Raw genomic sequence first — 12979 nt, 5'->3', positions numbered from 1 at the left:
TGCTTCGACCGGGCCGAGTCATCTCGCCCAGGGGTCGGTTCCGCTTGGATCGCGTGAGGCGGCATGGGCAACGACGGCACGCGAACCGACGTATTAGGGGCGACAGCGGCTTACCGCCGAAATCCCCCACATGGAGGTTCCATGCGCAAGCGATACCTGACCGCGGCCGGGACGGCGGCGATCATCGCCGTCGCCCCCGCGGCCGCCTTCGCCGATCCCGCATACGAAACCGACCCGCCCGACATCGGGGCGCCACCCGAAGCCCCCGCCGACGCGGCGGTCCTGCCGACCGGCGAGACGGTGCGGGCCCTGGCCGACGGCACCCTCGCGTTCGACTCGCCGGACGGCGACCAGACCGCGTTCACCACCGGATTGACCGCCGACGGCGACCGCATCGCGGTGCCGCTCGACGCGGTCGACGAAATCGCCTCCGGCGAACTCAGCACCGAGCAGTTCAACGTTGACGCCCTCCTGAGGGGCGAGGCCACCGAAGAGGAGGTGGAGCCGCCGTCCGAGACGGCCGTGGACCTCACCGTCAAGGGCCGGTGGCTCGACGGCACCGGCGCGACCGTGATCGGGATCTCCCTGGTGGACATCGACTCCGGCGAGACGTACGGCCCCGACTTCACCGACGGGAAGGCCGCCACCGTTCAGTTGGAGCCGGGCACCTACCATCTGCTCACCCAGCTCTACGAGAACGAGGGCGACGGTGACGTCATCGTCGCCGTCGACGAAGTCGAGGTGGACGAGAACGGCGCGGCCGTCACCGTCGACGGCACCGAGGCCGAACGCGTGGGCTTCGACCTCGACCGGAAGGCCGTCCAGCAGTCGGTCGCCCTCGACCTGATCAGCTACGAGCCCGGTACCCAGAACGGCGCCTGGGGCGGCATCACGACGTTCGGCGACGAACTTCTGTACGCGATCCCCTCCGACGGCCTCGATGCGGACCGCGACGCCGGATTCGTGCTGCGCCAGGGTTACGCGAGCCCCGAAGGCGGCACCGACCCCTACAGCTACAACCTCTTCCGGGCCGAGACCGACGGCATCCCGAGCGATCTGAGCCCGGTCGTCCACGACGACGAGCTGGCCCGCATCGACGCCGACTACCAGAGCTTCGGCGTCGAGGTCCCCATGGAGCGGCTCGACCTGGTCGAGCACCCTGTCTACGAGGCGTGGTGGTGGACCGACTCCGGCGCGGTCGACCTGCCGGGGCGGCGCACCGAGTTCTACACCGCCGATTCGGAACTCTCCTGGTCGCACAAGGGTTCACTCGGCTTCGAGGGCATCGGCGTCCCCTACGACGAGGTCTACCACTCCAGCGGCGTGCTCGAACCGGGCTCGAAGCAGTCGATGACGTGGAACAACGCCCCGATATCGGTGAGCCTCGACAACAACGCCCGGGACTGGCCGCCGGCGCAGATCCTGCGCTGGGACGAACTGGATTCGTTCTACGCCAACCCGTGGCTGTTCTCGACCGTCAACGGCGGTGAGAGCGTCTACAGCGATTTTCTCCCCGGCAGCATCCGGCTCAGCCTGGACGGCGAGATCGTGGCCGAGAACAACGACGGAACCGGAGTCGGCGTCTATCTGGACGAGCTCGGTGACGGCGGCTCGATGAAGGTGGTCGCCGAGTCCGAACGCGAAGCGGACTGGACGACTCTGGGGACGAAGTCCGAGGCCGAATGGGAGTTCGACTTCGACCCGGACGCCGAGAACCCGATCATGCCGGTGTCGGTCGTGACCTTCGAACCGTCCGGCATCGTCAACGGCTACGCCGAAGCCGGGACGACCCAGCGGATCGACCTGGAGTTCGCCACGCAGCCGGGTGGCGACGACCAGGCGTGCGCGTCGATGACCTTCGAGGTCTCCTTCGACGACGGCGCCACCTGGCAAGAGGTCGAGATCGACCGCGAGGGCGACCTGGCCTCGGCCGAGCTCGAACTGCCCGACGAGCCCGGCTTCGTCTCGGTGCGCTTCACCGCCGCCGACGAGTCGGGCAACTACGTGCGGCACCAAACCATCCGGTCCTACGGCATCCAGTAGGACGGACCTCTCCGCCGCCGGCTCCGTACCGCCGGTCCCTCGGCCGACTCGCGACCGCGGGGCCGGCGGCCCTCTATTCGGCCTCCGGGCTCGGAACGTGACGATTCACGCGCGAGAAAGGTCAGCATCGTTGTCGACGACATCGAGGACACTGTCGCGCATCTCCACTCGCACGGCGCCGATCTCGTCAGCGCGAACGAGCCGAGGACCGGGCTACGCCCGGTACAAATCGTCGAGACCGACCAGAACCGCCTCTCCAGCCTCGGCCGCTTCCTGGAGTGTCGGCATGAAGCCCGCTCCGCTGAAGCAGGCCAGGCGAGTGCGCGACGTGTCGAAGCGACCGCCCTGCGACAACAGCTCGCGTATCCGCCGCAGTCTGTCGAGATGACCGACGCCCATGACGTCGTTCCATTTGACCTCGCCTATCGCGAGCAGGGTCTCGCGCCCATCGCCGTCGGTTCCGAAGACGGCCAGATCCACCTCGTGGGTGGTGCGTCCCCGCGGGTCGTTGACGGTGCCGGAGGCCACCCGGGCGACCCTGCCTCCGAATACTTCGCGTGGGGCGTAGTCGATCGACCAAGCCCGGCAGATGTCCTCGAAATGCGGGCCGATCACATTGCCATCGAAACGGTGTCGCAGCTCTCGCCACAGCCCCTCCGGGTCGCGGCCGTGCTCCCATTCACGCCAATCGGGGCGCATGATCGCCTGGTAGAAGGCGATCAGGGGCTCGGCGATCCGGTACAGGGACCGGTTGGCCCGGAAGGCGTCGGTCTCTCGACGCAGGAGGCCGCTGTCCTCCAGCACCGACAGCGGATGGGTGATATCGCCGCTCTTCCTGCCGACATAGGTCGCGATGCCGCCAGAGGTGTGCTTGCCGAACGCCACCGCGGCCAGCACCGAGTGGTAGAGCCCGGGATCGCGCACTCCCGGCTCCTCACTCAGCAGGTACCTGGCTTCACGGAACATCGGGCTGGCGGGGTTGAGCACGGTCCGCAGCACCCAGGCGTCGAAATCCTCGCGTGCTGCGGGAACATCGTCGGCGACGAACTCGCGCCGGTAGGCGGGGGTGCCTCCCACGATCGCGTTGACCTTGACCGCCAGTTCGGGATCGCCGATACCCCAGAACTCGGCGGCGAGCCGGTAGTCGAGTGTGTGGACGATGAGCTCCAATCCCGCCCGGCCGCGCAGCGGAGCCGAGCCCGACAGGAGCGACCCCATGAACGACATCGCGGATCCGCACAGCAGCAGTCGTGCCCGGGATTCCAGCCGTTCGGGTCGTCGCGGTGACAGCGCCGCTTGGACGACCGACGGCAGCGAAGGGCTCGACCGCACCAAGTAGGGGAACTCGTCGATCACCACCGGGATCTCCCGGTCGTCGGCGAGGGCCAATAGCGCGTCGATCGCCTGCCTCCAATCGGCGAAGCTGATCGGCAGGGGCGTGCCGGTGAAACGCATTACGGCCTCGGACAAGCTCCGCAGCGATTCGGCCGCGGTGGCCTGTTCGGCCGCGAAATAGAATCCGCCGGTGGCCTCGCACAGTGCTTCCAGTAGAAACGTCTTCCCCTGGCGCCGCCTGCCCGAGACCACCCCTAGCGTCGCGTTGCGCTGGCCAGTGGAAGCGAAACCGGTCAGCGCCCGCCATTCGCGATCACGATCGAACATGTCCTGAGGCTTCTCGAGCATCGGCCCACCTTCGCTGGGAATCCACGGAAGTACACTTATGGGAAGTATAGTTCCGTGCACTCTCGAGTGCGAGGAGGCGACTGAGGCTACCAACCCTCGGCCGTCAAGGCGACTTCGGCGGAGAAGGGGGCCGGGCTGGTCAGCCCACGACGGCTCCGGCTCCCAGCAGTGCCTTCAGGTCGGCCGACAGCTCGACCGATGGCCGGACCCGCCATTCGTCGCCGAGGGCGAGCATGGTCGGCTGCGGGCCGCCGTTGAGCTGGACGCGCACTTGGGCCTCGCCGCGGTGGGTGCGGAAGGTGTCGGACAGCTTCGAGATCAGGTCGCGGTTGACCACCGCGGCCCGCAGCGCGAGCGTGACCGGAGCCGAGCCGGCCTCGGGGCCCGAGGAGGTGTCCAGGACGGCCAGGTCCTGGGCGATGAGCTGGGCGGTGCCGTCGCGCCGGTCGAGTTTGCCCTTGACGCAGCAGATCAGGTCGTCGGCCAGGGAGTCGGAGACCAGCTCGTAGGTGTTGGGGAAGAACCGCACCTCGATCGACCCGGCCAGGTCCTCCAGGGTGGCCGAGGCCCACAGCTTGCCCTGCTTGGTGACGCGTTTGGCGACGTTCTGGAGGATCCCGGCGACCTTGACGTTGGCGCCGTCGGGCAGCTCCTCGCCGTGCAGGGCCGCCACCGGGCGGTCGGCGTTCGATGAAAGCAGTCGCTCGAAGCCGTTGAGCGGGTGGTCGGAGACATAGAGGCCCAGCATCTCCCGCTCGAAGGCGAGCTTGTCGCGCCGGTCCCATTCGTCATCGGAGATCGTCAGGTCGACCCCGATGGTGTCGGTGGTCTCGGCCATGCCGCCGAACAGGTCGAACTGGCCGCGGGCCTCCTCTTTCTTGATCGAGACCATCGCGTCGATGGCCTTCTCGTGGACCTCGGCCAGGCCGCGGCGGGTGTGGCCGAGGGAGTCGAACGCCCCGGCCTTGATCAGCGACTCGATGGTGCGCTTGTTGCACACCTGCGCCGGGACCTTCTGCAGGAAGTCCTTGAAGTCGGTGAAGACGCCATCGCTCTCGCGGGCCTCGATGATGCCCTCGACGACGTTGGCGCCGACGTTGCGGACGGCCCCCATGCCGTAGCGGATGTCCTCACCGACCGGGTGGAAGACGTGGCGGGAGTCGTTGACGTCCGGGGGCATGACGGTGATTCCCATCTTGCGGCACTCGGACAGGTAGACGGCGGACTTGTCCTTGGAGTCGCCGACGCTGGTGAGCAGACCCGACATGTACTCGGCCGGGTAGTTGGCCTTGAGGTAGGCCGTCCAGTAGGAGACCAGGCCGTAACCGGCCGCGTGCGACTTGTTGAACGCGTACCCGGCGAAGGGCAGCATGATGTCCCACAGGGTCTTGATGGCCTCCTTGGAGAAGCCGTTGCCGAGCATGCCCGCCTCGAAGTCGGCGAACATCTTCTCCAGCACGTCGACCTTCTTCTTGCCCATGGCCTTGCGGAGCACGTCCGCTTGCCCCATGGTGAAACCGGCGACCTTCTGGGCGATCTTCATGATCTGCTCCTGGTAGACGATCAGGCCGTACGTTTCGGCCAGAATCTCCTCCAGCGGCTCGGCCAGCTCGGGGTGGATCGGGGTGATCTCCTGGCGGCCGTTCTTGCGGTCGGCGTAATTGTTGTGCGAGTTGGCCTCCATCGGGCCCGGCCGGTACAGCGCCAGCACGGCGATGATGTCGTTGAAACCGGTGGGCTTCAAGCGCTTGAGCAGTTCCCGCATGGCCGTGCCGTCCAGCTGGAACACGCCCAGGGTGTCGCCGCGGGCCAGCAGCTCGTACGCCTTCGGGTCGTCGACCGGAAGCGTGTCCAGGTCGATGTCGATGCCCTTGTTGGCCTTGATCGCCTCGATCGCGTCGCCGATGACGGTGAGGTTGCGCAGGCCGAGGAAGTCCATCTTCAGCAGGCCGATGTCCTCGCAGGACGGATAGTCCCAGCCGGTGATGATCGAACCGTCCGGCCTGGCCCACATGGGGATGCAGTCGACCAGCGGCTGGGAGGACAGGATCACCGCGCAGGCGTGGACACCCGCGTTGCGGATCAGCCCCTCCAGGCCCAGGGCGGTGTCGAAGATCTGGCGGACCTCGCCGTCGTTCTCGATCAGACCGCGGACCTCCCCGGCCTCCTTGTACCGCTCGTGTTCGGGGTCGGTGATCCCGGCCAGCGGGATGTCCTTGGCGGCCACCGGCGGCGGCAGCGCCTTGGTGATGCGCTCGGCGATCGAGAAGCCCGGCTGACCGTGGTGGACGCGCGCGGCGTCCTTGATCGCGGCCTTGGTCTTGATGGTGCCGAAGGTGATGACCTGGGCGACGAACTCCTGGCCGTACTTCTCGGTGGCGTAGGTGATCATCTCGCCGCGTCGGCGGTCGTCGAAGTCGATGTCGATGTCGGGCATCGAGACGCGCTCGGGGTTGAGGAACCGCTCGAACAGCAGCCCGTACTCGATCGGGTCGATGTTGGTGATCTTGAGCGCATAGGCGACCAGGGAGCCGGCGGCCGACCCGCGGCCGGGGCCGACGTAGATGCCGATGGAGCGGGCATGGGAGATGAGGTCGGCGACGACCAGGAAGTAGGAGGGGTAGCCGGTCTTGATGATGACGTCGAGCTCGAACTTGACCCGCGCGAGGTACTCCTCGGGCACCTCGCCGCCGCTGAAGCGCTCATTCAGGCCGTCCATGACCAACTGGGTCAGCCAGGTGCCCTGGTCGTGGCCCTCGGGGACCTCGATCTTCGGCATCCGGTCCTGGACGGCGAAGATCTCGTCGTAGTCCTCGACCATCTCGGCGACCAGCAGCGTGTTCTCGCAGCCCTGCTGCCAGATCTCGTCGCCGCGGACGCCGTACATCTGGTCGGCCGAGCGCAGGAAGTAGCCCTCGCCGTCGAACTTGAACCGCTTCGGGTCGTCCAGGGTCGAGCCGGACTGGACGCACAGGAGCGCGGCGTGGGTGTCCTTCTGTTCCTCGGTCACGAAGTGGGAGTCGTTGGTGACCAGCGGCGGCAGGCCCATCTTCCTGCCCATCTCGTACAGCTCGTCCTTGACGCGCTGCTCGATGGCGTTGCCGTGGTCCATCAGCTCCAGGAAGTAGTTCTCCTTGCCGAAGATGTCCCGGTAGTCGCTGGCGGCCTGGTAGGCGGCCTCCATCTGGCCCAGGCGCATGCGGGTCTGGACCTCGCCGGACGGGCAGCCTGTGGTGGCGACGATGCCCTCGGAGTGCTGGGAGATCAGCTCCCGGTCCATTCGGGGCTTGTAGTAGTAGCCCTCGAAGGAGGCCTGGCTGGAGAGGCGGAAGAGGTTGCGGGCGCCCGCGGAGTTCTTGGCGACCATGGTCATGTGGGTGTACGAGCCCGCGCCGGAGAGGTCGTCGGACCGCTGGCTCGGCTCGCCCCACCAGACCGGTTTCTTGTGGAACCGGTCGTGGGGGGCCAGGTATGCCTCGATGCCGAGGATCGGTTTGACGCCGGACTTCTTGGCGGCGTGGTAGAAGGAGTAGCCGCCGTACATGTTGCCGTGGTCGGTCATGGCGATGGCGGGCTGCCCGAGCCGATCGGCCTCCTTGAACAGGGGCCCGAGTTTGGCCGCTCCGTCGAGCATCGAGTACTCGGTGTGGACGTGAAGGTGAACGAACTGCTTCGACACGAGGTACTGCTCCCTGACTCTGCGCCCTATTCAACCCGCGGCCTCCGACACCGCCGCGAGGCGGCTCCGCCGGGCTTCAAGTCACCTAGCCTAGTCCCCGCCGGAGGCCGTCCGCGCCGACTCCGGGGCCTGGATGGGGTCGGCCTCAGCGGCGCTCCGGAACGCCTCGGCGGTGGCCTCGTCGAGCGGGAAGAACAGTTCGATCGACAGCTCGGAGACGGTGACGTCGAGGGCCGCACTGAACGTCACGATGGTCGTGAACAGGGCGAACTCTCCGCGGCGGGTGGTCAGCCGCAGCGGCAGGGTCACCGGGTCGGCTTCACGGGCCGGCTCGGAAGCGGCGGTGCCGGGCGGCGGCTCGGCGGCCGCGATCTCGTCGTAGAGCGCCCTGAGTTCGGGGTCGTCGGCGTAGTGGGCCGGGAGCCGGTGGAGGAAGTAGTCGCGGACCTCGGCGAAGTTGCGCAGGCGCGGCCCGAGGCCGTCGGGATGGAGAGCGGCGCGGGCGATGTTGGCCGGCGGGGCCAGCAGCTCGGGTGCGACCTCTTCGGTGAGCACGGCCAGTCCCCGGTTGGCCGCGACGATGTTCCAGCGGCGGTCGACCGCGACGGCTGGGTAGGGCTCGTGGTTCTCCAGGATCATCTCGACGGCGCGGTCGACGGGCGCCAGGCGCTCGTCTCCCGGGGCGGACTCGGTCCAGGCGGGCGCGTACCCGGCGGCCAGGAGCAGCGCGTTGTGTTCGCGCAGCGGCACGTCGAGCGCGTCGGCGAGGCGCAGGACCATCTCGCGGCTGGGCTCGGACCTGCCGGTCTCGATGCAGGACAGGTGCCGCGCCGAGACGCCGGTCCGCACCGACAGTTCGAGCTGGCTGAGTCGGCGGCGGCCCCTCCAGCGCTTCAGGAGGACGCCGATTGCGGGCCGGGTTCGATCGCTCACGGCGGCCAGCTTAGCCACCGGCGTGTCGCGCGGCCATGACCTCGGAGGTCATTGCGGTCATGACCGGCTGCGGCCAGCATTGACCGCATCCGGGGGATCGGCCCCTGGACCCGACTCTCCCTGGAGGACACCATGACTGCTCATTCACTTTCCGCAGAGGCGATCGGCGCGGGCCAGGCCGCGGCGCGGCTGCGCTCGGTGCTGCGCTGGGACGCCGCCGCCTGCGGCGCGCTCGGCGTGGTGATGGCCGCGGGTGCGCCGCTGGTCGAGGCGCTGCTGGGCCTGCCGGTGGCGTGGGCGCTGCCGTTCGGTGTCTACCTGCTCGGCTGCGCGGTGGCGTTGCTGCTGGTCGCTGGCTATCCGCGGCTGGTGGCCGGGCAGGTCGCCGGCGTCGTGGTCAACAATGTCGTGGCCGCCGCGGCGCTGCTGGCGCTGCCGTTCACCGGGTTCGTGGACCTGAACGCGGCCGGGGTGGGCGTCATGCTCGCGGGCGCGGCCCTGGTGGCGGTGTTCGTCGTGCTCGAAGAGGTGGGGCTGCGGCGACTCAAGGCCGCTTGAGCGGCTCGCGGCCGGATGCCTCACAGGCATTCGGCCGCGAGCACCGCTCATGTGAGTCGGAGTTATCCACAGGATACGGGAAGTTATCCACAAGAAGAAGACTTACTTTTGGTGTGGATGCGTCGTCGGCGGACCCTTGAGGCATGAACGTCACCGAAGCGCAGATCAAGCTCACAGGACCCACCGATCTCATAACCACAGTTCCGCTGCTCCTCGGATTCAAACCCGAGCACAGCCTGGTCGCGGTCGGGCTGGTCGACGGACACGTGCAGTGCACGTTCCGTGTCGACCTGCCCGGCTCGGCCGAGCACATCGAGCACCTGCCCGACCTGACGCCCCAGCTCTCCCGCAACGACTGCGACGGCACGGTCCTCATCGCCTACGGCGAGCAGGAGGTCGCCGAGGCCGCCCTGGAGCGGTCGGCGGTGCGGCTCGCGGCGGCCGGCGCCGAGGCCCTCGACCTCCTCCGCGTCACCGATGACCGCTGGTACAGCCTCAGATGCGGCCGGGACTGCTGCCCTCCCCAGGGCCGAGAGGTCCCCGAGACCTCTGCGGCCTCGTGCGAAGTGGCCGTCGCGGGCGGCTACGCGTTCGGCGACCGGGCGCAGGTCGCCGCGCTCCTGGACCCGGCCGGGTCCGGGGCTCGCGCCGCGGTGGCCCGCGAGGTCGAGCTGTCCCTGGCGGCCGAGGCCGACAGCGACTGGGCCGCCCAGCGCGGGCGCGACCTGCACGCGGTCGACCACTGGCTGGAGTCCGAGCGCCTGCCGGGCCCGTCCGACATCGCCACGCTCGGCCTGGCCCTGGGCGATGTCGACATCCGCGACTACGCGCTGCGGCGGGTGGGCGCCGGCGGCCTCCCGGACGGCCGCGCCGACCTGTGGATCTGGCTCGCCCGCCACCTCGAGGACGACCTGGTCGCACCGGCGGCGACGGTGGCGGGCTTCGCCGCCTACCGGAACGGCAACGGCGTGCTGGCGCTCGAGGCCTTCGAGCTGGCGCTGCGGGCGCAGCCGAACTACCGGTTGGCGCAGATGCTGATCGCCGCGCTCCAGGCCGGAATGCCGCCGAGCGCGCTCGACAGAATCGGCGGCGGGGACCACGCGGAGTCGCCGAATGGATAGTCTGGTCGCATGGCTGACACCCCATCGAGGCAAGGTGTCCACTCCGGTTCGGAGCCGCCTGCGGAGCCGGGGGCGGGCGGTTACGCGGCGATGTTCCTGGTCGGCGGCAGGGCCAAGCGCCTGGGCGGCATCGCCAAGAGCGAGCTGGAGATCGGCGGCGCCACCATCCTGCACCGGATGCTCTCCGCCTGCGGCGACGCGGCGGCCCGGGTGGTGGTGGGGACCAGGCCCTCCTGGGCCGAGCCGCTGCCGGCCGGGGTGGTCTCGACCGTCGAGGACCCGCCGGGCTCGGGCCCGGCGATGGCGGTGGCCGTCGGACTCGGACGGATCCCGGACGGGATCGACCGGGTGGCCGTCTTCCCCGGGGACCTGCCGTTCCTATGCCCGACCGCGATCGGTCTCCTGCTGGGGGCCTCCGGGCCGGCCGGCGACGGAGTCGGGGTGGTCTTCCACGACGACGCCGGGCGCAGGCAGTGGCTGTGCGGCATGTGGCCCGCCGCGGCCCTGCGCGCGGGCGCCGCCAAGGTGCGGCCGGGCGACCCGGCGCGGCGGCTGTTCGACCGGATCAGCACCCGGAGTGTGTGCTGGGACCTGGACGGACCGCCGCCGTGGTTCGACTGCGACACCCCCGAGGACCTGGAGCAGGCCCGCGGGTGGGCGGCGGAGCTGAAGGAATAGCCGGGATCAGACGAGCCCGTACTGGGCTTCGAGGACGCCGGTGCGCCATACGGTCAGGGCCGCCATCAGCGCCAGGAACGCGGCGAAGCCGATCCAGTGCAGGTAGCGCTTGTTCCGGGGCGTGAAGGAAAGGATCGCGCCGGTGATCGCGCCGCCGACCAGGCCGCCGAGGTGCCCGGTGATGCTGATCGAGGGCACCATGAATGTCAGCACCAGGTTCAGGCCCAGCAGCACGTACAGGCCGGAGTTGTCCCGGCTCAGCCGCCGGTTGATCATGATGAGCGCGCCGAACATGCCGTAGATGGCCCCCGAGGCGCCGGCGCTGAGCGTGGCGGGGTCGGCGAACAGGTAGGTCGCGACGCTCCCGGCAAGACCGGAGAGGAGGTAGACCGACAGGAACCGCAGCGAGCCGAGGTCCTTCTCCAGGACCCGGCCCAGGATCCACAGCACCACCATGTTGAACAGAAGGTGGATGACGCCGTAGTGCATGAACGTCGAGGTCAGCAGCCGGTACTCGCCGCCGGTCGAGACCCCGGGCAGTGAGAGCGGGTTGCCGAACAGGTCGATGTGGGCGTCGGGGCGGGCCACGGTGCCGCCGGTAGAGGTGTTGTAGAAGAAGAAGCTCGCCTGAGCGAACGCGTAGTGCAGCTCGGTGGCGGCCCCGCCGACGGCCCTCATGCCGCCGACGGCGAGCGTGAGCACGAACATGGCGACGTTGACGCCGATCATCGTCTTGGTGACGACGCCGGCCGATCCGCCCGCGCCGCCACCGAAGGCGGTGGTGGCGCGGCCGCCGAAGGCCGTGCGGGCTCGGCGGACCGACTTCCGGCCTTCGGCGACGCAGTCGGGGCATTGGAACCCCACGGGCGCGTCGATTCGGCAGTCGGCGCAGATCGGCTTATCGCAGCGGACACACCGCAGGTAGGTCTGGCGGTTCCGGTGGCGGTAGCAGACCGGGGGCGACTGCTCCTCGCTCATCTACCGCTCGATGCTCACCGAATTGATGACGATGTCGTTCACGGGCTTGTCCGACGGTCCGGTCGCGGTCTTGCCGATCCGGTCGACCACGTCCTGGCCCTCGGTGACCTCGCCGAAGATGGTGTGGCGGCCGTTGAGGTGCGGGGTCGGGCCGAGGGTGATGAAGAACTGGGAGCCGTTGGTGCCGGGCCCGGCGTTGGCCATGGCCAGCAGGTACGGGCTGCCGAAGTGCAGGTCCGGGTGGAACTCGTCGGCGAACTGGAAGCCGGGGCCGCCGCGACCGGTGCCGGTCGGGTCGCCGCCCTGGATCATGAAGCCGTCGATGACCCGGTGGAAGATGACACCGTCGTAGTACGGACCCGAGCCCGGCTGCCCGGTGTTGGGGTCCTTGTACTCCTTGGTGCCTTCGGCCAGGCCCACGAAGTTCGCCACGGTCTTGGGCGCGTGGTCGTCGTAGAGCTTGATCTTGATGTCACCGACATTGGTATTGAGAGTCGCCACAGTCATGCCGTCCATGGTGCCATGTGCCGGATGTCGTTCCAACTTTCTCCCCCGTTTCCCTCGACGGGTGTCACAAGGCGGGGCAACATGAGACGTACGGAAGCACCTAGAGGAGGCAATCACGATGGGTTTCAGCCGGAAATCGACCGCACCGGCCCGGGAGGTCAGGGATAACCTGAGCCAGGGGGTCTCCCACCTGAAGAACGCCGGGGTGGCCGCGGCGAAGGGCACGCGCGACGCCGCCGGACCGAGAGTCGAGGTCATGCTCACCAAGGTCGGCATCAGGAAGAAGCAGGCCGCCAAGTGGCCGTGGGTGGCCGGCGCGATCAGCGTCGGTGTCGCCGCGGGCGGGGCGCTGGCCTACCTGATCTACCGCCGCCGCACCGAGTCGATGGGCGAGGCGCTGCTGGCGGACGAGCTGCTCGACGAGACCGAGGAGCCCTCGCGGGACGACCCGCGGCTCCAGGACCCGCAGCTGGGCGAGGAGCTCGTCGACAGCGTGACGCGCTGAGGCCGGAGCCGAAGGCGGCCCGATGACCCCCGGCCGAACGGATGGATCGCTCGGTGCACGGCGCCGCGCGCGGGGCCGGGGGCATGGTGGAGGCTGCTCGAAATCCGCTCTGCCCGTTCGTGATGAGAAGTTGAACGCCGGACCGGTGCCTCGCCCCGGGGGGGAGTGGGCGAGTTCACCGATCCGGCGCCAATGGGGGCGGGAATACGGTCATTCCGCGCGGCCGGCGGCTGAATCCGCGGTCTCACCGTGTCTCTCGGTGAGCGTCGCAGCCATCCGCCGCGTTTCACGAGA

The 12979-nt window shown here is 69.0% G+C and carries 10 protein-coding genes; 5 read left to right on the top strand and 5 right to left on the bottom strand.

Annotated elements, in window-relative coordinates; all coding sequences use genetic code 11:
• Positions 1-141: 141 nt before the first annotated feature.
• Positions 142-2043, top strand: a complete 1902-nt coding sequence (locus JFB92_RS14750; protein WP_199040224.1) for a hypothetical protein — start codon at positions 142-144, stop codon at positions 2041-2043.
• A 213-nt stretch (positions 2044-2256) separates the two neighbouring features.
• On the opposite strand, the gene JFB92_RS14745 is transcribed toward JFB92_RS14750, so the two are convergent.
• The 3 genes from JFB92_RS14745 to JFB92_RS14735 form a co-directional block, all read right to left on the bottom strand.
• Positions 2257-3726, bottom strand: coding sequence for an AAA family ATPase (locus tag JFB92_RS14745; protein WP_199040221.1), 1470 nt, complete (start codon positions 3724-3726; stop codon positions 2257-2259).
• Between the two features lie 139 nt (positions 3727-3865).
• Positions 3866-7405: a DNA polymerase III subunit alpha gene (dnaE, locus tag JFB92_RS14740; RefSeq protein WP_199040218.1), complete on the bottom strand. Its 3540-nt coding sequence runs from the start codon at positions 7403-7405 to the stop codon at positions 3866-3868.
• Positions 7406-7495: 90 nt separating this feature from the next.
• The gene (locus JFB92_RS14735) at positions 7496-8338 is read right to left on the bottom strand and encodes a helix-turn-helix domain-containing protein (RefSeq protein ID WP_199040215.1); all 843 of its coding nucleotides are present in this window, start codon (positions 8336-8338) and stop codon (positions 7496-7498) included.
• Between the two features lie 132 nt (positions 8339-8470).
• On the opposite strand from JFB92_RS14735, the gene JFB92_RS14730 reads away from it, so the two are divergent.
• The 3 genes from JFB92_RS14730 (at position 8471) to mobA (ending at position 10695) form a co-directional block, all read left to right on the top strand.
• Positions 8471-8896, top strand: coding sequence for a hypothetical protein (locus JFB92_RS14730; RefSeq protein ID WP_199040212.1), 426 nt, complete (start codon positions 8471-8473; stop codon positions 8894-8896).
• 143 nt (positions 8897-9039) lie between these two features.
• The gene (locus JFB92_RS14725; RefSeq protein ID WP_199040209.1) at positions 9040-10017 is read left to right on the top strand and encodes a DUF4192 domain-containing protein; all 978 of its coding nucleotides are present in this window, start codon (positions 9040-9042) and stop codon (positions 10015-10017) included.
• A gap of 9 nt (positions 10018-10026) precedes the next feature.
• Complete coding sequence (gene mobA, locus JFB92_RS14720; protein WP_199040206.1) at positions 10027-10695, top strand: molybdenum cofactor guanylyltransferase; 669 nt, start codon at positions 10027-10029, stop codon at positions 10693-10695.
• A gap of 6 nt (positions 10696-10701) precedes the next feature.
• On the opposite strand, the gene JFB92_RS14715 is transcribed toward mobA, so the two are convergent.
• Both JFB92_RS14715 and JFB92_RS14710 read right to left on the bottom strand, forming a co-directional pair.
• Positions 10702-11673 (bottom strand): rhomboid family intramembrane serine protease, encoded by a 972-nt coding sequence (locus tag JFB92_RS14715; RefSeq protein WP_199040203.1) that lies wholly within the window; start codon positions 11671-11673, stop codon positions 10702-10704.
• Positions 11674-12180 carry a peptidylprolyl isomerase gene (locus JFB92_RS14710; protein WP_199040189.1) on the bottom strand — a complete coding sequence of 169 codons (507 nt, stop codon included), beginning with the start codon at positions 12178-12180 and terminating at the stop codon, positions 11674-11676.
• A 118-nt stretch (positions 12181-12298) separates the two neighbouring features.
• On the opposite strand from JFB92_RS14710, the gene JFB92_RS14705 reads away from it, so the two are divergent.
• Entirely contained in the window at positions 12299-12685 is a 387-nt protein-coding gene (locus JFB92_RS14705; RefSeq protein ID WP_199040186.1) for a hypothetical protein, read from the top strand.
• The last annotated feature ends 294 nt before the right edge of the window (positions 12686-12979 follow it).

The organism is Glycomyces salinus, assembly GCF_016428645.1.
Lineage (GTDB): Bacteria > Actinomycetota > Actinomycetes > Mycobacteriales > Micromonosporaceae > Glycomyces > Glycomyces salinus.
The sequence above is the reverse complement of the archived record's forward strand: the minus strand, read 5'-3'. Positions and strand labels throughout refer to the sequence as shown.

Bases quoted from the DNA above. Each gene is read 5' to 3' on its own strand.
- JFB92_RS14745 (WP_199040221.1), bottom strand. From the start codon at position 3,726: ATGCTCGAGAAGCCTCAGGACATGTTCGATCGTGATCGCGAATGGCGG.
- mobA (WP_199040206.1), top strand. From the start codon at position 10,027: ATGGCTGACACCCCATCGAGGCAAGGTGTCCACTCCGGTTCGGAGCCG.
- JFB92_RS14750 (WP_199040224.1), top strand. From the start codon at position 142: ATGCGCAAGCGATACCTGACCGCGGCCGGGACGGCGGCGATCATCGCC.
- JFB92_RS14730 (WP_199040212.1), top strand. From the start codon at position 8,471: ATGACTGCTCATTCACTTTCCGCAGAGGCGATCGGCGCGGGCCAGGCC.
- JFB92_RS14705 (WP_199040186.1), top strand. From the start codon at position 12,299: ATGGGTTTCAGCCGGAAATCGACCGCACCGGCCCGGGAGGTCAGGGAT.
- JFB92_RS14725 (WP_199040209.1), top strand. From the start codon at position 9,040: ATGAACGTCACCGAAGCGCAGATCAAGCTCACAGGACCCACCGATCTC.
- JFB92_RS14710 (WP_199040189.1), bottom strand. From the start codon at position 12,180: ATGACTGTGGCGACTCTCAATACCAATGTCGGTGACATCAAGATCAAG.
- JFB92_RS14715 (WP_199040203.1), bottom strand. From the start codon at position 11,673: ATGAGCGAGGAGCAGTCGCCCCCGGTCTGCTACCGCCACCGGAACCGC.